Here is a 23341-nt window from a genome sequence, read left to right on the forward strand (position 1 = left end):
CGAGCGGCCAAAGGGATCAGACTGTAAATCTGACGGCTCAGCCTTCGCTGGTTCGAATCCAGCTCCCTCCACCACTTCTTATCTTCAGTATCCTTTTCTATATCTTTTTCATTACTATTTAAAACTTCATTTTTAGACTAATTATCAAATACCCACTGTAATGTTGCCCCGTGGTTTTTAAGCCATGCTGATGCAGATTTATAATCGGGATAAAAATTAGCTACGCGCTTCCAAAAAGCGCTGCTGTGGTTCAAATACTTTAAATGAGCCAATTCGTGCACAATAACATAATCAATTATATGATGAGGCGCCCCAACAAGGTTAAGGCTAAAGGTTAGCTCTCGCCGAGAATTACAACTCCCCCACTTACGTTTATAACTTCCAATCGTCAATTTAGTCGGTAATGCTTCTGACATCTGTTGGCAATAATAAGCTAAACGCATTTCAATGTAGTTTGTTAGCATTTCTTCAAGGGCAAGGCAAAGTAACTGCTTGCGTTTTTCAGGCTGTTTTTTTACTCGATTAGAAGTGTAAATAGTAAATACGCTATCGGATTGCTGAACATGCGAGCGTGTCCCTTTTGCGAAAGTAATGGTATATGGCTTAGCAAAAACCATTATTTGCTGGTTTTTAAACGGGTGTTGTTGAGTATCAATGGCGTTAAGTTGTTTATGTAATTGCGCAGTTACCCACTCATTTTTACTAAACAGCCATTGTTCTATTTGTAGTTTTGGCACGTGTGTAGGCGCATAAACAGTAACTAATTTTTGGCTAACTTTTATTGCCACTGTTTTACGCCTTGCACTGCGTTTTAGCTGATACTCAAACAAGGTGTATGCTCTAAATATAAATAAAAGCGTATTATAAAGCCTTATTTAATCAATGCAGTTATTTAGCGATAAATAAATGGGCTCAGTGTTTATTATTATTTTTATTTACGCAAAATCACGTCTTATTAATAAAGTACGCTACGCATGTTAATACTTTAATGCTAAAAAGTAACCTCGCTGATTTATAATATAAATTATTAGATTAACAGTTTATTTATAAAATAAATCTATTAAACTAGTTCAATAAAGATACTAATTTGAGCCACTATGCTGTCTGCATTTTTTATAACCGACCACGATCCGAGCCTCATTATCAACGGTGCATATAACCCTATATTGGTTAGTTTGTCGGTCATTACCGCTATTTTTGCTGCCTTTTTTACGATCTGGTTGGTTGATGTAGCAAAGCAAACGCAATTCGAAAGCTATAAACGCTTAGCCAATGTAACCGGTGCCACTGTTTTATCGGCCGGTATTTGGAGCATGCATTTTATAGGTATGTTGGCCTTTTCGTTATGCACAGAAATACACTACGACCCAATCATTACCGTTTTGTCTTTTTTACCGGCGTTTATTGCATGTCAGTACGCTTTTTCGATTTTAGTAAAATCGCAAGGGTCATACAAACACCTTATTATTTGCTCTATTTTACTAGGCTCAGGCATTGGTACAATGCACTACAGCGGCATGGCAGCAATGGAGCTGGCCCCGTTACTACGTTACGATGCAATCATATTTGCTTTATCAATTGTGGTCGCTGTTGGTTTATCGTTCATAGCACTTTTTACGCGTTATCATTTAACGCGTTTGCTACCTAATTTATCACAACTGCAAGCGCGCTCTATTACCGCTGTTATTTTAGGCTCAGCGGTGGCAGGTATGCACTATATGGGTATGGCTGCTACCCGCTTTGTTGCAACCTCTCCGCTTTTACCCGATTACGAAGAGTCAACCACTGAGCTTGCTTTTGTGGCTATTGCCGTAGCTACCGCGACCGTTGCTATAACCTGTGTCATTGCAGTTATAAATGGCATGGTTAGATACCGCTTACTGCTTGAGGAAAAATCGGCGGATGAATCTCGACTAAATGCTATTTTAGGCACTGCTATTGATGGCATTGTGACTATAGATCACACCGGCATTATTTTGAGCTTTAACGAAGCTGCCAGCAAAATTTTTGGTTGGCGAGAAAACGAAGTTCAAGGTCATAATGTAAAAATGCTGATGGCCGATGAAATCGCTCGCCACCATGATGGCTATTTGTCTCACGCCAAAAATGTAGATCTAGGAAAAGTAATTGGTATAAATAGGGATGTGTCTGCCAAACACAAAGATGGCCACCTTTTTCCTATTCGCTTAGGTATAGGGGAAGTTAATCAGCCAGGCCATATGCCGTTATATGTTGGCTTTATCACCGATTTAACCGAACAACGCGCTATGCAGCAAAGTCTTATTGAAAAAGAGCAAAAGTACCGCTCTTTAATGGATAATATGCCTGGCGCTGCTTTTCGCTGTAAGTACGACGAAAACTGGAGCATGTTATTTATCAGCCCAACAGTGGCTGAGCTAACAGGGTACACGCCAGAAGAGTTCACAGAAAGCTGCATAGAACTTAACGATCTTATTTTAAAAACAGATCAGCCAACGGTAAACGAAGCCGTAGCGCAAGCCATGACCTCAAGTTTAAAGTACTCGGTAGAGTATCGTATTCGCCACCGTAACGGCAAAGTTGCCTGGGTATTAGATAAAGGCAGTATTACCTGTGATAAAGATAATAACCCGCAGTGGATAGATGGGGTATTGGTTGATATTACCGAGCAAAAAGAATACGAAGACAAACTTGAGCAGGCAAAATTGCAAGCTGAAGAAGCAGCGCACGCTAAGCAATCTTTTATGGCTAATATGAGCCATGAGATCCGCACGCCGATGAATTCTATTATCGGTTTTAGCGACCTACTGATGGACACTCCGCTAAACCAAGAACAGCAAAAGCACTTGGTTACAGTTAATAATGCGGCGCGTTCATTATTAAGGTTACTTAACGAAGTGCTTGATACCGCAAAACTTGAGCGCGGAAAGCTAACTATTGAACCCGTTCACTTTAGTTTAAAACAAGTACTCGATAGCATTATTTCGACATTTTGGCTTGAAGCAAAAAAGAAAGACTTGCGTTTAAAGTTGAACATTAAAGATTCTGTTGCCACAACTTACTATGGCGACCCAGATAGGTTAAGGCAAATTTTAACTAACCTCATCGGTAACGCCATTAAATTTACCGAGCAAGGTTCGGTTGAGCTAACTGTAAGTACTACGCAAACTGATCAGCTCTTTTTTGAAGTGCAAGATACCGGCATAGGTATTGCCAAAGACCGTGTTAAAGCTATATTTCAGCCGTTTGTTCAGGCCGATGGCACCACTACTCGTCGCTTTGGCGGTACAGGCTTGGGAACAACCATTAGTAAACAATTAGTAGAGCTGATGGGCGGCACCATAAATCTAGTCAGTGAAGAAAACAAAGGCACCTGCTTTTACTTCTCTTTACCGCTTATACAAGGCGATTCAGAAAAAATAGACCATTTCGATGGCCTGCACACTCAATTACCATCGCTAAGGGTACTTGTGGTGGATGATATTGAGCAAAACACCGAGCTGCTTTCGTTATTACTTTCTAAAGATCAACATTTGGTAAGCAAAGCAAGCAACGGTTTAGAGGCTATTGCAATATTCGAGAAGCAAGATTTTGATGTCATCTTAATGGATATTCATATGCCTGAGTGTGATGGCATAGAAGCAACCACAAAAATTAGAGCCATAGAAAAGCAAAGGCAGCTTAAATTTACCCCCATTATTGCGTTAACGGCAAGCGTCCTACAACAAGATAAACTCACAGCTAAACGTGCCGGCATGAACGGCTTTGCTAATAAGCCGATAGATATAAATCAGCTTAACCAAGAAATTGCCCAGGTGCTTGGCTTAGGTATTGCTAAAGATATGGTTATTAGCCAATCAGACCCAGAGGCTAAACACATCGACTTTGAAAAAGGTGTGATGCTTTGGGGTAATAAATGCAAGCAGTTAACCGAAATTGCCAAATTTATAAATGACAGCAATAAACGATTTGATATTTTTTTTAACAGTAAGTTATCTGAGATTAAAAACGCCAATAGCCTGATACATACCCTTAAAGGGGTCGCTGGTAATTTAGGCCTAACAACATTAATGACTTTATTAGCCAAGTTAGAGCGCGAGCAAACTTCTGAGCAATCTACAGCGTTAGTAACACAAATAAAAGGCGAGTTAGAGACAATAACGCAATTAATATCAGGCGATGAGTGCGCACAAATAACGCCTGCTGAGAGTGAAAATAATGAGCAAAAAAGCACGCTAAGTGCGGCTGAATTAAAGTCACTGTGTGAAACGCTACACCATGAAGCGCAAAGCGCCGAGCTCAACGATGATTTGCTTGCGCAGCTTGAAAATAACGCCCCTGCACACTTACAAACCCAAATAAATGAGGTTGTAAACGCATTTGATGAATTTGACTTTGATCAGGCGCAACACGTGCTAGACGGTCTAATTAAAGAGTTTACCCAAGAATGAGAATATTGAATGGATTTTAGCAACGACAAACCACGTATATTAATCGTTGACGATGAACCTGCTAACTTAAAAGTCATGCGAGAAGTATTAGGTAATCAATACCGTATGTCTTTTGCTAAATCAGGCGCTGCAGCACTTGCGCTACTAGAAAAAGAACAGCCTAAACTTATATTACTCGATATCATGATGCCCGATATGAATGGCTTTGAGGTCTGCGAAATACTTAAAAGCACACCCGCGCTTTCGCATATCCCAATTATTTTTGTAACGGCTTTGGGCGATGAAAGCGATGAGTTTAAAGGCTTTGAACTCGGTGCTGTTGATTACATTACTAAACCTATTAGCCCTGCGATTGTGCGCGCACGTGTTAAAACGCATTTATCGCTTGTACAAGCCGAGCAATTAAAGCAAGCCCATGTTGATTTAGTACATCGGTTAGGCCGCGCTGCAGAGTACAAAGACACAGACACTGGCGAGCACATTGCTAGGATGAGCCAATACAGTAAATTATTAGCATTAGAATTTGGCATGGGTGAGCAACAAGCAGAGCTACTTCGCCAAGCAGCCCCCATGCACGATGTAGGTAAAATAGGTATTCCGGATGCTATTTTATTAAAACCTGGGCGATTAACCCCTGACGAATTTGACCACATGAAACAGCATGCGGCTATTGGCGCGCAAATTTTAGCAAATTCCTCATCACCGCTATTACAACTTGCCCATAAACTGGCTCTAGAGCACCACGAAAAGTGGGATGGCAGTGGCTACCCTAATGGTTTAAAAGGCGAACAAATATCGGTTGAAGGGCGTATTGTGGCTATTGCAGATGTATTTGATGCCCTTACCTCTAAACGCCCGTATAAAGAGGCTTGGGGTGTAGAAGAGGCGCTTGAGCATATGCAAGCACAAGCGGGTAAACACTTTGACCCCCACCTCATCAATTTATTTGTAAATAAGCTCGATGCTATAATCGCAATTAAAAACACATATCAAGAGCAACACTAAGTATTGCGCGTGCGCGAGCCTTGTTTTACACCACCATATACCGCTTTTATGTGCGGGTAGTCATGAGAGGTTATTTCGTGACTATTCCCACTGTTATCTTTAAAATAAAGCGAAAACGTTACACCGTGATCGGCCAGTACAGTTTTTATGTTTAAGCCATTTAAATAATCAACCCAACGAATAAACTGTGCACCGGTGGCTGCAAACGCAATACCTTTGCTTCGCCCTTGTCCTTCAAATAACGCTAAACGCGTTGTTTTTGCGCTATCTTCAAGTGTGAGTGGCCCTTTGCCATTTTCATCCCAAAAGGCAAGCTCTTCAACGACGCTAAAGCCTAGTACCTGCTTGTACCACTTTAGCGCTTCTTGGATGTTTTCAACATTAAGGTGGCAATGATCAATGCCCGATAATAAAGGAGCACTCATATTATTGACCAATTTCTGATTTTAGCTGCTCTAAAAACGCATACATATACTCTGTGCGTCGCTCTGCCTCAGCTTTAGCTGAGGGTGTATTCATGCTCTTAGCAATATGAAGCAATTTAATAAAAAAGTGATCAAGGGTATAGGTTTTATCATCTGCTTCGCGGTTAACACAAAATGGGTCATCAGGGTTATACAGTAAGCGGCTAATAGAGCCCCCTACTTTCATACAACGGCTAACGCCTATTGCACCGAGTGCATCCATTCTATCGGCATCTTGCACGATTTGCGCTTCTACAGTTTTAACCGCTATATTGGCGCTAAAGCTATGGGCAGCAATAGCATGATGAATATCATCAAACAAACATGCGTCGTAGTTAATTGATTTTAAAAACGCAATGGCTTTATCTGCCGCCATAGTAGATGCTTTTGCTCTATCAGGGTGGTTTTTTGCCACCGCAACACAATCGTGCATCCACGCCGCCGGCAAAACAATATTCATATTGGCTTGCTCGGCGTGACATAATTGAATGGCAACACGCACTACGCGTTCAATATGCGTTATGTCGTGTGCTACATCGGCATGTATTAACGAAGTAATAAATGAGCGACATTGAGAATCAAGCTGTTGTAACTCAGGGCTTAAAGCAGTGTTGGCCACAGTGATGTTCCAAAAAACTAATTTATATGAGAATTATCCGTACTTTAACGTGCTTTACACCTCCCTTGCAAAACATTCATTGTATGTTGCCCTATGCTTGACTAAAATACAGCGCTTATTTATTACAACTGAGAAGTCTTATGTCATCTGCCGTTTACCTACAAGCTGGTCGCGAAAAATCATTAAAAAGAAAACACCCTTGGTTATTTTCAAAAGCCATCAAAAAAATTAAAGGTAAACCAGGCCTAGGTGATACGGTCACCATTCACGACAGCGAAGGTAAATTTTTAGCCACCGCTGCTTATAGCCCTCACTCACAAATAAGAGCGCGTGTGTGGAGCTTTGATGAAAAAGAAGTAATAGACCAACACTTTTTTGAGCGTCGCTTACGCCGTGCTTTACATGCCCGTGAGCATGCAATAGCCGAAGGCGGTTTAACTGGCTTTAGGTTGTGTGCTGCTGAGTCTGACTACTTGCCAGGTGTAACCATTGATAAGTTTGATAAAACCTTAGTTTGCCAATTACTAAGTGCCGGCGCTGAGCGCCATAAAGGTGAAATTGTAGGCGCGTTAATGGCTATTTTTCCTGGTGCGAATATTTATGAGCGCTCAGATGTAGACGTGCGCACCAAAGAAGGCTTAGAACCTATTAAAGGTGTACTGTGGGGCAACGAACCTTCAGAGCCGGTGGTTATTGAAGAAAATGGCTTAAAGCTTGAAGTAGACATTTTAGAAGGTCATAAAACAGGCTTTTACCTGGATCAACGTGATAGCCGCGCAGCACTTGAGCGATTTTCAAAAGATAAAACCGTATTAAATTGCTTTAGCTACACAGGTACTTTCTCACTTTACGCACTACGTGGTGGCTGTAAACACGTCACTAATGTTGATGTATCACAACCAGCACTGGATACCGCTAAGCGTAACGTAGAGCACAATAACTTAGATTTAAATAAAGTCGATTTTGTAAAACAAGATGTGTTTAAGCTATTACGCCAATACCGTGAGGAAGGCAAACAGTTTGACACTATTGTGATGGACCCACCAAAATTTGCAGACAACAAAGCGCAGCTAACCGGTGCGTGTCGTGGTTATAAAGATATAAACATGATTGCTATGCAAATATTAAAACCAGGCGGTACATTACTTACCTTCTCGTGCTCTGGATTAATGGAGCAAAACTTGTTTCAAAAAGTGGTAGCAGACGCTGCGCTAGATGCAGGTAAAGAGCTATTGATTATGGAGCGTTTAAATCAAGCGGCCGATCACCCTATTGCTGGCAGTTACCCTGAAGGCTTTTACTTAAAAGGCTTGATTTGTAAGGTTTACTAAAAATTATTGTTATTACCTACAAGGACGTAGGTAATAAAACCGAACTATTTAACACCCGCAATAGCAAAAGCCAGCCGCTTGGTGTTTATTCAATTTAATTAAACTGAACTATTTCTAATCCTGCGGTAATGGTGCCATCGTCTTCTTTGCTAGCACGTATAACTTTAGCCGTTGCATTTAAAGAGGCAATACTTGGGTGAGTCGACTCTATATTAACCTGTAGCAAAGTATCGAGCTCAAGCAAGTCATCTAAATGTAGTGATAACCCAGTGGCACTTAAATCAACACATTCTGCGGTATAATTAAGCCCAGCAACAGGCTCTATTGTAGTTAATTGCGCAGGGGTATTAACCTGCATACGTCTAAAATTGCGCTTATCTTCAGTAAACATGCATCACCTTTAAACAACCGTGTTTATTTGCTCAAATAAAGTACCCATCGAAAACGGTTTTACTACATAGGCATCACACCCTGCATCAAAGCCAGCTTGCTTTTCCGAGGGCGACTCTAAGCCCGAAACCATAACAACAGGTATATTTTTAGTCTCAGGCGTGTGCTTAAGCATCCGACATGTATCATACCCATCGAGGCCAGGCATACATACATCAAGCAAAATAATATCCGGCGGGTTAGCAATGGCAGACGCCAAACAGCTTTTACCCGAGTCAGCATAACTAACATCAAATTTTGAGGTCAGGGCAGATTTAAGCATTTCATAATTAAAATACTCGTCATCTACAACTAACAATCGCTTAATCTTATGTTCAACCGATGAGGACATAGGTATGTCGCTTCCTTCTCAACCAAAAATAAATCCTTCTATTAAGGTACTAAGCTTAATAGAAAATGCAAGTTTTATTCTATCTCTTTTATCGCATTCATAACGCGTTTTGCAGAAATAGGATATGGGGTACCTAAGGTTTGCGCAAACAGTGACACCCTAAGCTCCTGCTGCATCCAAAAAATAGCGTTTACCTGTTGCGGAATAGGTAAGCCTTTTGGAATTTTATTTACGAGCTTTTTGTACTCTTGCGCTACTTTTTCAAGTTCTAAAACACACAGTCTATCGCGGTTAGGATCAACAGGTAGTTTTTCTAAACGTTTTTGAATCGCTTTTAAATAACGAATTAGGTCGGGCATTTTATTCGCACCGTGAGCGCTCACAAACCCTTTAAAGATAAGTGACTCAAGCTGCGATTTTATATCGCCATGGGCAGTTATCATAGTTAAATCGACACGCCCTTTCATTTTTTTATGTAACGCATGAGCAATGCTTAAAACTTGTTCAACCTGGGTGGCAATTTCTACTACAGCATCGCCTAGTTCGCCCCTAATTTGCTCTTTAACTTTATCAAAAGCGTTTTCATCGCGTATATCGCCATGCTTTATTAATAAGCTGTCTACGCCGGCGGCAATACAATCGTCAATTAAATCCGCAATTTTCCCAAACGGATTAAAGTACAAGCCCAGTTTGGCTTTATTAGGCAAGTTTTGCTGAAGGTACTTTATTGGCGACGGCACATTTAATAAAACTAAACGCCGTAAACCTTGCTGATGCGCTTGCTGGGCTTTTTCTTCGCTATCAAAGAGCTCAATTGCCGCTGTGGATTTTTTATCTACCAGCGCTGGGTAAGCTTTTATTTCGTATTGGCCTTGCTTTTTAACGTACGAGGCAGGCAAAGCGCCAAAGTCCCATTGTGTTAAATCAGCTTTTTCAATGCCTTTATCGGCTACCTTTGATAGCGTATCGGTTACTTTGCCTTGCAGCTGTGCTTTTAGTTTTGCTAAATCTAGCCCGCGTGCAAGCAATTTATCGTGCTCATCACGCACCTCAAACTGCAACCTTAAATGAGGCGCCAGTGCGTTTAAATCCCACGCTTCTATATCTACTTTTACGCCTGTCATTCTTAGTAAGCGTGTAGTAAGTGCATCAAGTAAGCTGCCTTGCATAGGCTCAATGGCTGCCAGTACAGCATCAGCGTAATTGGGAGCAGGTACAAAGTTACGACGTAACGACTTAGGTAACGATTTAATTAAACCACTTATTAACTCATGCCTAAAGGCAGGTATGTGCCAATCAAACCCGGTTTCTTGCACTTGGTTTAAAAGTGCTACCGGTATTTGTACAGCCACCCCATCAACAGCTTGTCCTGGATCAAAATGATAGCTCAGCGGCAAAATAATATTATCTTGCTGCCATGTGTCAGGGTAATCAAACTCAGTAATATTACTTGCACCGTGTTGCATAAGCTCTTCACGGGTCATGTATAGGTAGCGTTTATCTTTTTGCTTTTGGGCTTTATACCACTTAATAAAGGCTGCACGGTTGTTGATTTCTTTAGGTATTTTTTTATCGTAAAATTCAAATAACGTTTGCTCATCAACCAAAATATCGCGACGTCGCGATTTATGCTCAAGTACCTGAATATCTTCTATTAGCTCGCGGTTGTACGCCAAAAATTGTTCATTTAAGCCAAGCTCTTGCTCTACAAGGGCGGTGCGTACAAACAGCTCACGGCTAACTTTAGGGTCTATATTGCTATACACACAGCGGCGTTTATTAACCACCAATAAGCCGTACAAGGTTTGTTGCTCGAACGCGATAACAGCGCCTGGTTTTTTCTCCCAATGCGGCTCAGAATAGCTTCGTTTTACTAAATGCTGTGCAAGGGGCTCTACCCAATTAATATCTATTTTGGCATTAATACGTGCGTATAGTTTACTGGTCTCTACCAGCTCTGCCGACATAATCCATTTGGGGCTCTTTTTAAATAATCCAGAACCCGGAAAAATATGAAACTGGCTATTACGAGCGCCTTTATATATTTGCTTTTCGTCTTTAAAGCCTATGTGACTTAACATGCCGCTCAGTAGCGCTTTGTGTATTAGCTCTGAGTCTGCCACTTGCGTGGTGGCTTTAATTTTCATTTCGTTGCACACAGTGCTTATTTGATAAACAATGTCTTGCCACTCACGAATACGCATATAAGCTAAAAAGTCTTTTTGGCACAACTTTCTAAACTGGCTATTTGTCAGCTCACTTTGCTGCTCTTCTAGGTAATTCCAAAGATTTAAAAAAGCAATAAAATCCGAGTCAGGGTCATCAAAGCGGCTGTGTTTTTCGTTCGCTGCGGCGCGTTTTTCTTGCGGGCGCTCTCGGGGGTCTTGAATCGATAGTGCTGCCACAATAATAATAACTTCTCGCAGTGCACCGAGCTTATTAGCCGTCAACACCATCTTAGCTAAACGCGGGTCGACCGGTAAGCGGCTAAGCTCACGCCCTGATTGCGTTAAACTCGTTTGATGGCGCTTTTTACTCGGCTTAATCGCCTGAAGTTCTTCAAGTAGGGTTAAACCATCGTTAATATTGCGGCTATCTGGCGCTTGTACAAACGGAAACTCGCTCATATCGCCAAGCCCTAATGCCAACATTTGCAAAATAACAGAGGCTAAATTAGTGCGCAGTATTTCTGGGTCTGTAAATTCAGGGCGAGATATAAAGTCATCTTGCGAGTATAAACGTATACAAATACCCGCTTCAACACGGCCACAGCGTCCCATACGCTGGTTCGCACTTGCCTGAGAAATAGGCTCAATAGGTAAACGCTGTACTTTAGTACGATAGCTGTAACGGCTAATACGCGCTGTACCTGGGTCTATTACATAGCGAATACCCGGCACCGTTAATGAGGTTTCGGCCACGTTGGTTGATAAAATAATATGGCGGCGCGAATGCGGGGCAAATATACGGTTTTGCTCTGCGTTAGATAAGCGCGAGTAAAGTGGTAATACGTCGGTGTGTTTTAAATTACGTTTAGAGAGCGCCTCTGCAGTATCGCGTATTTCGCGCTCGCCATTTAAAAATATGAGAATGTCCCCTGGCCCTTCAGCGCACAGCTCATCTACTGCATCAAAAATACCTTGCAGTTGGTCGCCTTCGGCTTCCATAGCATCTTTATTTATATCGCTTATAGGGTTATAGCGCACCTCAACGGGGAATGTACGTCCCGACACTTCAATAATTGGCGCATCATCAAAGTGCTTTGAAAAACGTTCAGGATCAATGGTCGCCGAGGTAATAATAACTTTTAAGTCGGGGCGCTTTGGCAGTAAGTTTTTTAAATACCCTAAAATAAAATCGATATTTAAGCTGCGCTCATGGGCTTCATCAATAATGATGGTGTCGTACTGATTTAAAAAGCGGTCTTGTTGTATTTCGGCGAGCAAAATACCGTCGGTCATCAGTTTTACATACGTATTATTAGAAACCTGATCGCTAAAACGTATTTTAAAACCGATTTGTTGGCCAAGCTCACATTTCATTTCCTCAGCAATTCGGTTAGCTACACTGCGCGCGGCTAAACGTCTTGGCTGGGTATGGCCAATAAAGCCATCAACCCCACGGCCAAGCTCTAAACACATTTTTGGTATTTGTGTGGTTTTACCTGAGCCTGTTTCACCGGCAATAATCACCACTTGATTATTCGCAATGGCGTCTTTAATGACGTCCTTTTTTTGACTTACCGGTAATTGCTCAGGGTACGTTACAGCGGGCAGCTCAGCTAAACGTTTTTCACGTAGCTGCTGGCTGCGGGTAATATCAGCCGCTATTTTTTCAAGGGCATTGGCCTGCTTAGTCTCGTCTTGTATTTTTTTTACGCCATGTAAGCGTTTTTTAAATATAAACTGATCTTTTTTTAAGCACGTTTTAAGCTCGCCAAACAACTGACCTAGGTTTACCACCCGCACACCTTATAAATTTAATAAATGAGGGCTAATAGTATCAAAATAAACGCGCAGCGTTAATCCTACAATCCCTATAAGGCTTATATATCACGCTATTGGTTTTTAAAAATTCCCACAAAGGTTGCTTGCGTGTTTGATTTGCTCGCTCGGTACATGCCCGTGGTATTAAATGGCATACTAATATGGCCTTTAGCATCCACAATAATAACCCCACCTGTACCACCTATAGGCGCAAGCACTTGGTTAATAACCTCATCCCCAGCTTGTTCAATGGTTTTATTTTGATATTTAACGCGTGCACAAATATCACTGGCAACACTGTAACGAATAAAATACTCGCCGTGACCGGTGGCCGATACTGCACACGAATCGTTTTCAGCAAATGTACCCGCGCCAATAACAGGGGAATCGCCAATGCGGCCAAAGCGTTTTGCGGTCATGCCACCTGTAGATGTACCTGCGGCTAAGTTGCCATTTTTATCAAGTGCCACAGCACCTACGGTGCCCATTTTATAATTTGTTGGCAGGGCTTTATGCGCAGCTTGGTAGTTTTTGCTGGTTGCTTTTTCTTTTTCTAATTTTTGCTTTGCTTTTAAAAGTGCTTCATAACGGTGCTTAGTATCAAATATATTATTTTCTATCAGCGCAACGCCCTGCTCTTTTGCAAATTCTTCAGCGCCTTGACCACTAAGCATTACGTGTACTGAGTTATCCATTACTAAGCGGGCTAATTGAATTGGGCTTTCTATGTGCTTTACGCCAGCGACCGCACCCGCTTGACGGTTTCGCCCATCCATTATTGAGGCATCAAGTTCATGGCTGCCATCATAGGTGTACACTGCACCGCGCCCAGCATTAAAGTAAGGCGACTGCTCTAATACTTCAATAGCTGTGGTGATTGCATCTAAACTTTCGCCGCCCTTTTCAAGTACGGTGTAACCCGCTTCAACAGCTTCAGCTAGTTTTGCTCGGTAGGCTTTTTCTTGCTCTGGGGTAAATTTTGCTTTTTCAATTGTGCCTGCTCCACCATGAATCGCTATAGCAAACGGGGCTTGTTCACTTAATGCTTGCGTGCTTAGTGTTAAGCAGCCGCTGGCTAAAACTGACAATAAGAATGTTTTTTTCATAGTGCGCTCTTTTTTAAATTTAGTATTGAATTTACTTTGAATGGTTACACGTATTTTTTCAACTAATATCAACGGCATTAAGTTAGCGCTTTATTTAAGCAGCTAATAAACAGCCTAATAACAAAGCGAAATACGGGGGCGTTATTTCCCTTCATCATCCCTACTTTTTAACCCAATTGGCATAGAGTAAGATTAATGGCACAAAAAAAGCGCCATCAGGCGCTTTTTACTAAACGTGTATGTAATTACGCGTCTTGCTTAGCTTTTAAACGTGCTAAACGTGCTACTTGGTGAGTAGATGTTAAGAACGAATAAATAGGTGCTAAGTAACCGCGCTTACGAAGCTCTAAAAATTCTTCATCGCTAAGCGAGTTAAGTTTTTTCTCATCGATAAGGTAAATACCGTTGATGTCTTTTTTCTCGCCTTTAATGTCTACAGTTAGCGTTTGCGCTACTAGTAGCTCTTTATCAGCTAAGTATTTAGTGAATGCCTCTGTTACTTGAGAAAACTCAATGAAAGACACTAAAGACTCTTTACGACGCTTTAAGTAGTCTGTTTCTTCACCATTTTCAAATAATGCGTTGCCTTCTTCTTCACCTACAAGCGAGCTTGCTTCGTCAATCACAATACCGTACTGATCTTGCTCAGGGTGCTTTACTAGACCTAATGGGTAACGCGTTGATGCCATAGGAGCAAAAGCTGCTGTCCATTTACCATCTTCTACAAACAGGTTTTCGCCAGGCTCTAGGCCAAACATTGCAACTGCTTGGAAAGTACCGCTTTCGTTGTTTTTAACAAAAGACATTGGGAATTCATTTGCTACGCGTGCAAACTCATGTGCAACTACTGGCACTAAATGTTGAGTTTTCATAAATTCAACGTTGATGCCGTTTTGAATTTTAGTGTTGGCATGCTTTTCGTTGTGTAAAGGCTGTACTTGTTGCTCCGCCATGTTACTGCTCCGTTTATTTTTAATATATATGTTTCATTGTTAATGCCTTTAGGCTAATGCTTTTGAACGAAAAAAGGAAGGGAAAGTTTTATGACAACCGTCATGAAAAAATAAAGTTTAACTAAATCTGGGCGTTGCTAAAAAACAGACAATAAAAACGCAACTAATACGCTCAAAAACAGTACAAATAACGGGTAATTTTAATACAGCACCATAAAAACCATTAACATTGGTTAACAGTTTGACGGTATTTTTTGAATAGGTTTAGCATGTTATTTAGCCAAATAAAAAGGCAGCTTAATTAAGCTGCCTTTTTAAACTGTAAATAAGCGGCTAAATTAAGGCGCCCAATACACTTCAATATTTATGCTTGGGTGGTTTATCACAGCGCGAAGTGGCATATCGTTTACATCGCCACCCGCTTTAGCTTGCTTGTATACCGCTAGCTTTTCTTCACCACTGATCAGGAGTTTAACCACTTTAGAGTTTGCTATTGCATTTAAAGTCAGTGTCATGCGCTCTGTAATGCTGCCTGTCACGTCACTTTCTATTGCATTAATAGCGCACACAGTTTGCTGTGTTGTTAAACCATGCTCAAGACCCTGCGCATGTGGGAACAAAGACGCTGTATGGCCATCTGGACCCATGCCTAAAATTGTTACATCATACGGTGCTTTTAAAGCGCCATAAGCGGCTTCACATACTTGTGCGCCCTGCTCTGCCGTTGCTGCATCGTTTTTCATGGTAATAAAATTAGCGGCACTGCCGTAATTTTGTAACAAGGTGCTTTTTATAAACGCTTCGTTACTTTTTTCGTGGCTTGGCTCAACCCAGCGCTCATCAACCATGGCTACATCTATATTTTGCCAATCTAAATCAAGCGTTGATAAGTGCTTGTACGCCGGCGCCGGAGACGAACCGCCCGATACCATTAGCACAGCACGGCCATCACTTTTTATGCCATCACGTAAAGATTGCTCAAGCGTGTGTGATAGCTCAGCGGTTAACTCATCTTTTGAGTCAAAAAATTTTTCAACAAGTATTGCCATACCTTACGCCTTATCGCCTGTGTTAAACCACACGTGGTTGTTTTCAGCTAATAATTCATCAGCATCATCCGGTCCCCAGCTACCAGCACGGTAAAGTGCAGGTTTGCCTTTGGTTTGCCAGCGCTCAATAATTGGATCTATCCATTTCCACGCTTGACGAACTTCGTCACGGTGTATAAATAACGATGGGTTATTAGCTGCAGCATCAAGCATTAAGCGTTTGTACGCATCAGAATGGAAACCGTTGCTGTATGCTTGAGAAAGCTCAATATTCATCGTTACCGGCTCTAATTGCATTTCAAGATTATCAAGGCGCTTAGACATAAGCGTTAATTGAATCGTCTCTTCCGGCTGCAAACGAATAACAAGGCGGTTTGGCTCAATATTACCCACGTTTTCTTCATAAATATTGTGCGATACTTTTTTGTACTCAACCACAATTTCTGCACAACGTTTAGCCATACGCTTACCAGTACGAAGGTAAAAAGGTACCCCCGCCCAGCGCCAGTTATCAATGTGTGCACGAATAGCCACAAAGGTTTCTGTTTTACTTGAACCTTCGTTAAGCTCTTCTAAGTAACCTGGTACAATTTTACCGTTTAAATCCCCTGGTACGTATTGACCGCGAACGATATTTTCATCTACGTCACCTTCAAGTAACGGACGAAGTGCTTCTAATACTTTAAGTTTTTCAGTACGGATGCTATTTGCGTTTAGTTTATTTGGTGATTCCATTGCCACTAAGCACAATAACTGTAATAGGTGGTTTTGCACCATGTCGCGCAGTGCACCGGCTTTATCGTAAAAACCAGCACGGCTTTCAAGGCCTACCGTTTCAGATAAACTAATTTGAATATTATCAATAGATTTAGCATCCCACATGTTTTCAAACAGTGAATTTGAAAAACGCAGTGCCATTAGGTTTTGTACTGTCTCTTTACCTAAGTAGTGGTCAATACGGAAAATTTGCTCTTCGTCAAAAAACTCTGCAATTTTACCATTGATAGCCTCTGCTGATTCGCCGCAGTAACCAATTGGCTTTTCAACAACCACACGTGAAGTGGGTGTGATTAAACCTTTCGTTGATAAAATTTCACAACATGTGCCGTAAACAGCAGGCGGAAGTGATAAATAAAATACGCGAGATTTATTGCTGTCGTGCTCATCTAAAATGCCTTTTAGTACATCCCAGTTGTCGTCAGCTTCAGTTACGTTGCTTACTACAGGCACTAAGTAAGTAGAAAATGCTTTCCAATCTTTAGCGTTAAATTCGCCTTTACTTAAAAATTCTTTCAGTGCGTTGTGTGCTGTTTCTATGTAGTCAGCACGCTTACTTTCTTCACGCACTGTAGGCAGAATACGCGAGCCTTCTGGTAAGTTGCCTTCTTGATATGCTCTGTACATTGCAGGTAGCAATTTGCGTAACGCAAGATCACCACCGCCCCCAAAAATTATAATATCAAAAGGATTAAGCATAGTTACTCTCTACGTTTGTAATACCTAAAAGCGACTTCCATAAGCCGCTTGGTATGCAGGTTTAGTGCTTGAATGACAGTGGCTCTTAGTGTTAATAAAAGCCTATTGAATGTTTTACGCTATGGCGTTTTATTTATTATTTGACTGTTCGCACAATTAAATGAGTCTTAGGAGTCCTGTAAATCCTCTCACAAAAATACAGGCCCTAAGAACTCCAGCGCTACCCGTTCAAAGGTACTCGGTTTGCTTATTTACATAAGCGAATATATTACTGCGTACGGTGTTGCTTGTAGTACGCAATTAAGCCATTTGTTGAACTATCGTGGGCGTGTTTTACGCTGTCATCGGTTAGTTCGCTTTCAATTTTAGAGGCAAGGCCTTTACCAAGCTCAACACCCCATTGATCAAATGAGCAAATTTCTAAAATTATGCCTTGGCAGAAAATTTTATGTTCGTACAGCGCAATTAAGCGTCCTACTGTTTTTGCATCAACTGTATCTAGCAGTATAGATGTTGTAGGGCGATTACCCTGATGAATTTTATGATTTAGTAACTCATCAATTTGCGCTTGTGTTTTACCTTTAGCGGCTAAATCTTCTGTGACTTGCTGTGCATCTACACCGCTCATCATTGCTTCTGTTTGCGCTAAAAAGTTAGATAATAAAATATCGTGATGCTTATCTACGGCTACCTGCGGCTTAACTGAGGCAATAAAATCAGCAGGTACAATTACATTACCTTGGTGTAAACACTGATAAAACGCATGTTGGCCGTTAATACCGGTCATACCCCAAATAATAGGAACCGTTGTATAAGGTACGGTTTCGCCAGCAAAGTTTACGTGTTTACCGTTACTTTCCATCTCACCTTGTTGTAAATACGCAGGTAACATATGAAGCGCTTGGTCATACGGTAAAATAGCTTGCGACGTAAAGCCTAAAAAGCTGGTATTCCATACACTGAGTAGTGCCATTATAAGCGGAATATTTTGCTCAAATGGAGCGGTTTTAAAGTGCTCATCTACTTCAAATGCGCCTTCTAAAATAGCTTCAAACGCGTCATAACCTAGGTATAACGCAATAGGTAAGCCTATCGCACTCCAAAGTGAAAAGCGACCCCCAACCCAATCCCACATAGTGAATACGTTTTCATCGCTAATACCAAAGGCTGCGGTTTTTTCTAAGTTTGTGCTAACAGCAACAAAATGCTTAGCAATGGCGCTGTCATCTTTTGCTGTTTGTAAAAACCAATCAACGGCCGTTTTGGCGTTGGTCATGGTTTCTGATGTGGTAAATGTTTTCGATGAAATAACAAACAAGGTTGTTTCTGGGTCAATTGCTTTTAACACAGAGGCAATTTGAACACCGTCAGCATTAGATACGTAATGGACATTTAAAGTGTCATCAGCAAGTGCTTTTAGCGCTTCGGTTGCCATTTGCGGGCCTAGGTTTGAACCACCTACACCAATGCTTACCACATCTTTTACTGCTTTACCTGTGTAGCCTACCCACTGCCCACTGCGTACTTTTTCTACAAAGGTTTTAATTTTTGCTAATTCGTTATCAACCGCTTGCGTTACGTCTTCGCCGTCAACAACTAAAGGTGTATGGGCACGATTACGTAAAGCAGTATGAAGAACAGCACGCTCTTCTGTAATATTGATTTTTTCACCGCTAAACATCTTGTCGCGCCAAGAGGCAATGTCACACTCTTTAGCAAGCTCGATGAGTTGTGCAAAAATAGTTTTATCAATACGCTGCTTTGAATAATCAAACAACACACCCGGAATTTGAGTAGAGAATGCATCAAATCGTGTATCATCTTGTGCAAATAACGTTTTTAGATGGGTTTGTTTCATCTGCGCGGCACTATTTTGCAGTGCTTGCCAACTTGCTAATTGCGAACGATTAGACATGTAAATATCCTCTAAAATATTTAAATTAATGATTTAAAAACAGTTTTAGGTAAAAAGACTTCGCTAATTGCGCGTAGTGCTAGTAAAAAAGCAAGCGCTTAGTATAACGAAAAAAGCAATAAAAATGCTGTTTTTATAATTTATGATGCAGATAATAACGCAATTTTTTACTTTTGACACCGGTATCATAAAAATTTTATGAATTAATTACCCACAAATTTTAAGCATTTAATAGTTTAAACAACATTTATTAAATATTCATGAATTAGGGCCTGCTGACCTTTTAGGATTAAAATTTGTACAAACTAGGAACAATTTAATCTTGGCGCGAGGTTTGTACCCTAGTGGGTTCAGTAACGGCTCTTGCGTTACGCTACTGGCTTACATCCATGTAAAAATAGCAAACACACTGCTGCAAATTAAACTTCGAAACATTACAAGCCCAAAGCATAAAATGCATCGTATGCACTCGCCTAGCTTTATAGGTGGTTAAAACATCCTTAAAGCTAGGCCCATAATTAGCTCACCAACGCCAAGCCACCCGCTACGTTATAAATATTCGCAAAGCCTAATTGCTGTAAATTTGCCGCTGCAATTTTAGAACGATTGCCGCTTCTACACAGTAATATATAGGTGTGTTGCGGATTTAATTGATTTTGTACTATGGCGTTAGCCATACGGCTAAGTGAAATATTAAGCGTATTAGCTAAAGGCGCGGCAAAAAGCTCCGCCACATTAATTGCGCCATGTTCATACGGCTCACGGGTGTCAATTAAATACACATTTTTTTGCGTTAGTAACGCTTTAGCTTGTCCAAAGTCTAGCTGCTTAGTGTCTGTTTGCACCGCCGCCTGTACATAGCCACACAGTTGGTTACTGGTTTGCCTATGTAGCTGATCGTGTTGTGCTTTTAGCTGTGCAAATTGCGCCGTACTTATTTCTCCATTTAATAACGGGCTAAGCAAAGGCGTTTGTGCACGTACAGTACGCCAGTTAATGGCAAAGCATTGCTGATAGTCATGCCCCGAACAAATAACCGTATCGTCACTTATTTGCTCAGCAAGGGTAATAAGTGAGTGTGCCATTTGCGTTGCACTGCCCCCTTCAAGCGAGGTATTACCAAGTCCTGCAGGTAAAATCAAATCACCGCAAAAACAATAATCAATATGGCCTGTGGTGCGCTCTTTTAATAAATAACTAACGCTGTCTTTACTGTGCCCTGGGGTTGGCTTTATGGTTAGCGTTTTTGTACCAAGCTCAATGCTATTTTGCATCGCATGCGTTGTGCCTAGTACTTCATTTAACAAAGCCACTGCGCTTGGACGGTCTTGGTGCTGGTGGGTATCTAAAATTGCTTTTACGTTGAGCTGTTGTGTGCTCACTATTTTTTCAAAGCGCGGAATAAGCTCTATTACCGGGTCAATAATAACGGCGCTGTCATCGTCACTAACATACAGCCAGCTACACGCCCCTTTATGCCTAAATTGTGTTAATCCCAGCGCGCATACTTCTTGCTTTGGCGAGGCACTGTCAGAAACAATTAAGCAATTGGCCTCCAATACCGCCTTTAACGAGCATATACGCTTACATGCTTGGCTAATTTGCTGCTCGGTTGCAGCAGGCCCAAAAGACAGCCTAATGGCGTTTTCACTTTGCCAATTAGTTGCCCCCATTGCATCAAGCACAAAACTGCGTGTTGCCCCTGTACTACATGCCGAACCACCGCTCACTCTAATGCCTGCTGCGTCAAATAAATCAATAACCTCTTTGGAGGTAAGCGTATCGACAGCAAAATTAAGGGTGGTAGGTACAGAATGTGAAAAATCGTGATTAAAGGTTATATCACCAAAGGTACTTTGCAGCGCATTAAGCAGTTGCGCTCTGTAGCTATTTAATACCTCAACCGACTTAAACGTGTCGTCGTTTTTATCTAGCAGCAAGTTAAACAGTTTATTAAGCCCTGCTATACCTGGTAGGTTTTCGGTGCCAGAGCGCATGCCGCTTTCTTGCCCGCCCCCCGCAATAAATGGCGTATAGGCACTGCCATTTTTAATGTATAAAAAACCAATACCTTTTGGTGCATAGAGTTTATGGCCCGAAAACGGGGCATAATCTATGCTGGTACTACTAAGCGCTAGCGCTTGTTTACCTAAGGCTTGTACACAATCAACCATCCAAGACACTGATTTATTGCGGCTGCGAATAGTATGTTCTATAGCGTTTAAGTCTTGATAAACACCGGTTTCGTTATTAACCGCCATGGTGCAAATCATTAGCGCGTTATTTATGTGCTCATTAATAAACGCTAAATCTAAAACCCCTTTACTATCAACAGGAATAGCCAGTAATTGGGCGTTAATGCCTAAAACGCTATTCCAATGTTTTAACGTGTTAGGCACCGCTTTGTGCTCAGTTGCCCCGTACAATAATACAGGGTTTTTAATCGTATGATTTTTAGCATGAATGAGCGTTGAAACAATGGCTGTTTGTATGCCTTCTGTTGCGCCCGAGGTAAAAAGAATATCGCCATCGGGCGCACCAATAACATGGCGTGCATTTTGCCTTGTTTGTTCTAATAAATACTTAGCTTGTATACCGCTAATATGGGGGCTTGAAGGGTTACCAAAACAAATTTGCATGGTGTGCGACACCACGTCGGCAATACAGGGTAAAACAGGTGTTGTAGCGTTTGCATCAAGATAAACTTGGGCCGCTTGTTCATCGTGCAATAAAAACTCAGACATTAAAAACGCACCTTTATTACTAAAAAATATATCTTATACCCAATAGTACATAAGTTTGTTCACATTGGGTAATAATCAATTAGTAACTTAGGTGCGTTTACTATGCTTTTTTAAACTAAAAGTACGTTACTCTGCCCGCTCTTTTGTTATTTCTCCATGCGTTGATGACCAAGCATTTATTAGCGCTTTTACAAGCGATGCGAGTGGGATGGCAAAAAACACGCCCCAAAAACCCCATAAGCCACCAAAAAATAGCACTGCAACAATAATAAATACGGGATTTAAATCAACGGCCTCAGAAAACAACAAAGGCACTAATACATTGCCATCGAGCGCCTGAATGATCCCGTAAATTATTAATATGGTCCAAAACTGCGTTTCGATACCAAATTGAAACAGCGCCACCGCCGCAACCGGTATGGTAACCAATGCCGCCCCCACAAATGGAATTAACACCGAAAACCCAACCAACACGCCAAGTAAAGCTGCATAACGTAAATCAAGTACAGTAAAGGCAATAAACGAGGTGCCACCCACAATTAAAATTTCGAATACTTTGCCTCGAATATAATTCATTATTTGCTGGTTCATTTCGTGCCACACTTGCAAAATTAACCGTCTCTGCTGCGGAATAAGCGTAGCGGCACTGCTTGTAAGCTCAAGCTTGTCTTTAAGCATAAAAAATACAAGTAAGGGTACAAGGACCAAATAAATAAGCCATGCCACAACATCTTTTAGCGAAGTAAGTGAAAACGAGACAATAACTTGGCCAAATTCGAGCGCCTTTGCCTCTACACTTGCCACAATAGCTTGGACCTGCTCGGCATTAATTAAACTGGGGTATTGCTGCGGTAAGGCCATTAAAAATGACTTACCTTGCTCTACCATGTGCGGGGTTTCTTGCACTAAATTACTGGTTTGCTTCCAAAGTACTGGGCCAATAACCAAAATAAGGGTAAGCATAACTCCGGTAAAAATAAGCATTACAATTACTGTTGCGCTAAAGCGTTTTAACCCAAAGCGCTCTAAGTGTACAACCGGCCAATCAAGTAAATAAGCAATCACCAATGCCACTAACACAGGAACAATTAACGAGCCAAAAAAGTACAGTAATGCCACAGAGGCAATGAGTAAAAAAAGTAAGGTGACTGAATGAGGATCTGAGAACTTTCTTTCGTACCATGTTTTAACGTATTCAAACATGCAATGGCTCCACTAGTAATAGTCCTAGGTGTTGATCAAATTTATATGTATATGCATTTTTGCTTAAAAAACGCGTAATATCATCTGCGTTTTCGTCGTTATTTATACTAAACGTTATTGCCTTATTAGATGACTGCGCATTACGAAGCGCTAATTTAAATTGTACAAACTGTTGTGGGCATTTAAATTTTTTTAAATCGCACTCTAACATAACTACTTTACTCGCTAAGTAAAATGAATAATAAGTCGCATATTGTCGGTCATTCTATTTATAAAATG

Annotated in this window: 17 protein-coding genes; 3 read left to right on the forward strand and 14 right to left on the reverse strand. The window is 41.2% G+C overall.

The annotated features are described in order from the left end of the window. Positions 1-137 precede the first annotated feature (137 nt). Positions 138-788, reverse strand: coding sequence for a SprT family zinc-dependent metalloprotease (locus MTN96_RS31920; RefSeq protein ID WP_248534131.1), 651 nt, complete (start codon positions 786-788; stop codon positions 138-140). Positions 789-1097: 309 nt separating this feature from the next. Between MTN96_RS31920 and MTN96_RS31925 the strand changes: the two genes are divergently transcribed. Continuing rightward, complete coding sequence (locus MTN96_RS31925) at positions 1098-4430, forward strand: MHYT domain-containing protein (RefSeq protein WP_248534133.1); 3333 nt, start codon at positions 1098-1100, stop codon at positions 4428-4430. Between the two features lie 9 nt (positions 4431-4439). Beyond that, positions 4440-5435: a two-component system response regulator gene (locus tag MTN96_RS31930; RefSeq protein ID WP_248534135.1), complete on the forward strand. Its 996-nt coding sequence runs from the start codon at positions 4440-4442 to the stop codon at positions 5433-5435. Here MTN96_RS31930 and MTN96_RS31935 read toward each other — a convergent pair. Then, entirely contained in the window at positions 5432-5860 is a 429-nt protein-coding gene (locus MTN96_RS31935; protein ID WP_096041487.1) for a VOC family protein, read from the reverse strand. The two genes, MTN96_RS31930 and MTN96_RS31935, sit on opposite strands and share 4 nt — an antisense overlap. 1 nt (position 5861) lies before the next feature. Next, positions 5862-6518 (reverse strand): HD domain-containing protein, encoded by a 657-nt coding sequence (locus MTN96_RS31940; protein WP_004589186.1) that lies wholly within the window; start codon positions 6516-6518, stop codon positions 5862-5864. A gap of 140 nt (positions 6519-6658) precedes the next feature. Between MTN96_RS31940 and MTN96_RS31945 the strand changes: the two genes are divergently transcribed. Next, positions 6659-7849, forward strand: coding sequence for a class I SAM-dependent methyltransferase (locus MTN96_RS31945; RefSeq protein WP_096041486.1), 1191 nt, complete (start codon positions 6659-6661; stop codon positions 7847-7849). 94 nt (positions 7850-7943) lie between these two features. Here the strand turns inward: MTN96_RS31945 and MTN96_RS31950 are convergent, their stop codons facing one another. The 11 genes from MTN96_RS31950 to MTN96_RS32000 all read right to left on the reverse strand — a co-directional run bounded on the left by MTN96_RS31950 (position 7944) and on the right by MTN96_RS32000 (position 23273). Next, positions 7944-8240: a PilZ domain-containing protein gene (locus tag MTN96_RS31950; protein WP_004589184.1), complete on the reverse strand. Its 297-nt coding sequence runs from the start codon at positions 8238-8240 to the stop codon at positions 7944-7946. 9 nt (positions 8241-8249) lie between these two features. Further along, a complete protein-coding gene (locus MTN96_RS31955) occupies positions 8250-8630 on the reverse strand; it encodes a PleD family two-component system response regulator (protein ID WP_024034218.1) in 381 nt (126 codons plus the stop codon). A gap of 74 nt (positions 8631-8704) precedes the next feature. After that, on the reverse strand, positions 8705-12592 hold the full coding sequence (gene hrpA, locus MTN96_RS31960; protein ID WP_248534137.1) for an ATP-dependent RNA helicase HrpA: 3888 nt from the start codon (positions 12590-12592) through the stop codon (positions 8705-8707). 95 nt (positions 12593-12687) lie between these two features. Beyond that, a complete protein-coding gene (locus MTN96_RS31965) occupies positions 12688-13722 on the reverse strand; it encodes an isoaspartyl peptidase/L-asparaginase family protein (protein WP_248534139.1) in 1035 nt (344 codons plus the stop codon). A 245-nt stretch (positions 13723-13967) separates the two neighbouring features. Beyond that, positions 13968-14675, reverse strand: coding sequence for a SapC family protein (locus tag MTN96_RS31970; RefSeq protein WP_004589180.1), 708 nt, complete (start codon positions 14673-14675; stop codon positions 13968-13970). A 338-nt stretch (positions 14676-15013) separates the two neighbouring features. Continuing rightward, positions 15014-15724 (reverse strand): 6-phosphogluconolactonase, encoded by a 711-nt coding sequence (pgl, locus tag MTN96_RS31975; RefSeq protein WP_248534141.1) that lies wholly within the window; start codon positions 15722-15724, stop codon positions 15014-15016. A gap of 3 nt (positions 15725-15727) precedes the next feature. Then, positions 15728-17200: a glucose-6-phosphate dehydrogenase gene (zwf, locus tag MTN96_RS31980; protein ID WP_004589178.1), complete on the reverse strand. Its 1473-nt coding sequence runs from the start codon at positions 17198-17200 to the stop codon at positions 15728-15730. A gap of 268 nt (positions 17201-17468) precedes the next feature. Then, on the reverse strand, positions 17469-19115 hold the full coding sequence (pgi, locus tag MTN96_RS31985; RefSeq protein ID WP_248534143.1) for a glucose-6-phosphate isomerase: 1647 nt from the start codon (positions 19113-19115) through the stop codon (positions 17469-17471). A gap of 518 nt (positions 19116-19633) precedes the next feature. Continuing rightward, the gene (locus tag MTN96_RS31990) at positions 19634-21859 is read right to left on the reverse strand and encodes an aminotransferase class V-fold PLP-dependent enzyme (protein WP_248534145.1); all 2226 of its coding nucleotides are present in this window, start codon (positions 21857-21859) and stop codon (positions 19634-19636) included. Positions 21860-21985: 126 nt separating this feature from the next. Beyond that, positions 21986-23062 (reverse strand): AI-2E family transporter, encoded by a 1077-nt coding sequence (locus MTN96_RS31995; protein WP_096041482.1) that lies wholly within the window; start codon positions 23060-23062, stop codon positions 21986-21988. Further along, positions 23055-23273 carry a hypothetical protein gene (locus MTN96_RS32000; RefSeq protein ID WP_138579812.1) on the reverse strand — a complete coding sequence of 73 codons (219 nt, stop codon included), beginning with the start codon at positions 23271-23273 and terminating at the stop codon, positions 23055-23057. Before MTN96_RS32000 ends, MTN96_RS31995 begins: the two co-directional genes overlap by 8 nt. Between the last annotated feature and the right edge of the window lie 68 nt (positions 23274-23341).

The sequence above is a fragment of the Pseudoalteromonas sp. 2CM28B genome (assembly GCF_023161935.1).

Excerpts from the sequence above, each read along its gene's own strand:
- MTN96_RS31925 (WP_248534133.1), top strand. The coding sequence starts at position 1,098 with ATGCTGTCTGCATTTTTTATAACCGACCACGATCCGAGCCTCATTATC.
- MTN96_RS31930 (WP_248534135.1), top strand. The coding sequence starts at position 4,440 with ATGGATTTTAGCAACGACAAACCACGTATATTAATCGTTGACGATGAA.
- MTN96_RS31935 (WP_096041487.1), bottom strand. The coding sequence starts at position 5,860 with ATGAGTGCTCCTTTATTATCGGGCATTGATCATTGCCACCTTAATGTT.
- MTN96_RS31945 (WP_096041486.1), top strand. The coding sequence starts at position 6,659 with ATGTCATCTGCCGTTTACCTACAAGCTGGTCGCGAAAAATCATTAAAA.
- MTN96_RS31950 (WP_004589184.1), bottom strand. The coding sequence starts at position 8,240 with ATGTTTACTGAAGATAAGCGCAATTTTAGACGTATGCAGGTTAATACC.
- MTN96_RS31955 (WP_024034218.1), bottom strand. The coding sequence starts at position 8,630 with ATGTCCTCATCGGTTGAACATAAGATTAAGCGATTGTTAGTTGTAGAT.
- MTN96_RS31965 (WP_248534139.1), bottom strand. The coding sequence starts at position 13,722 with ATGAAAAAAACATTCTTATTGTCAGTTTTAGCCAGCGGCTGCTTAACA.
- MTN96_RS31970 (WP_004589180.1), bottom strand. The coding sequence starts at position 14,675 with ATGGCGGAGCAACAAGTACAGCCTTTACACAACGAAAAGCATGCCAAC.
- pgl (WP_248534141.1), bottom strand. The coding sequence starts at position 15,724 with ATGGCAATACTTGTTGAAAAATTTTTTGACTCAAAAGATGAGTTAACC.
- zwf (WP_004589178.1), bottom strand. The coding sequence starts at position 17,200 with ATGCTTAATCCTTTTGATATTATAATTTTTGGGGGCGGTGGTGATCTT.
- pgi (WP_248534143.1), bottom strand. The coding sequence starts at position 19,115 with ATGTCTAATCGTTCGCAATTAGCAAGTTGGCAAGCACTGCAAAATAGT.
- MTN96_RS31990 (WP_248534145.1), bottom strand. The coding sequence starts at position 21,859 with ATGTCTGAGTTTTTATTGCACGATGAACAAGCGGCCCAAGTTTATCTT.
- MTN96_RS31995 (WP_096041482.1), bottom strand. The coding sequence starts at position 23,062 with ATGTTTGAATACGTTAAAACATGGTACGAAAGAAAGTTCTCAGATCCT.
- MTN96_RS32000 (WP_138579812.1), bottom strand. The coding sequence starts at position 23,273 with ATGTTAGAGTGCGATTTAAAAAAATTTAAATGCCCACAACAGTTTGTA.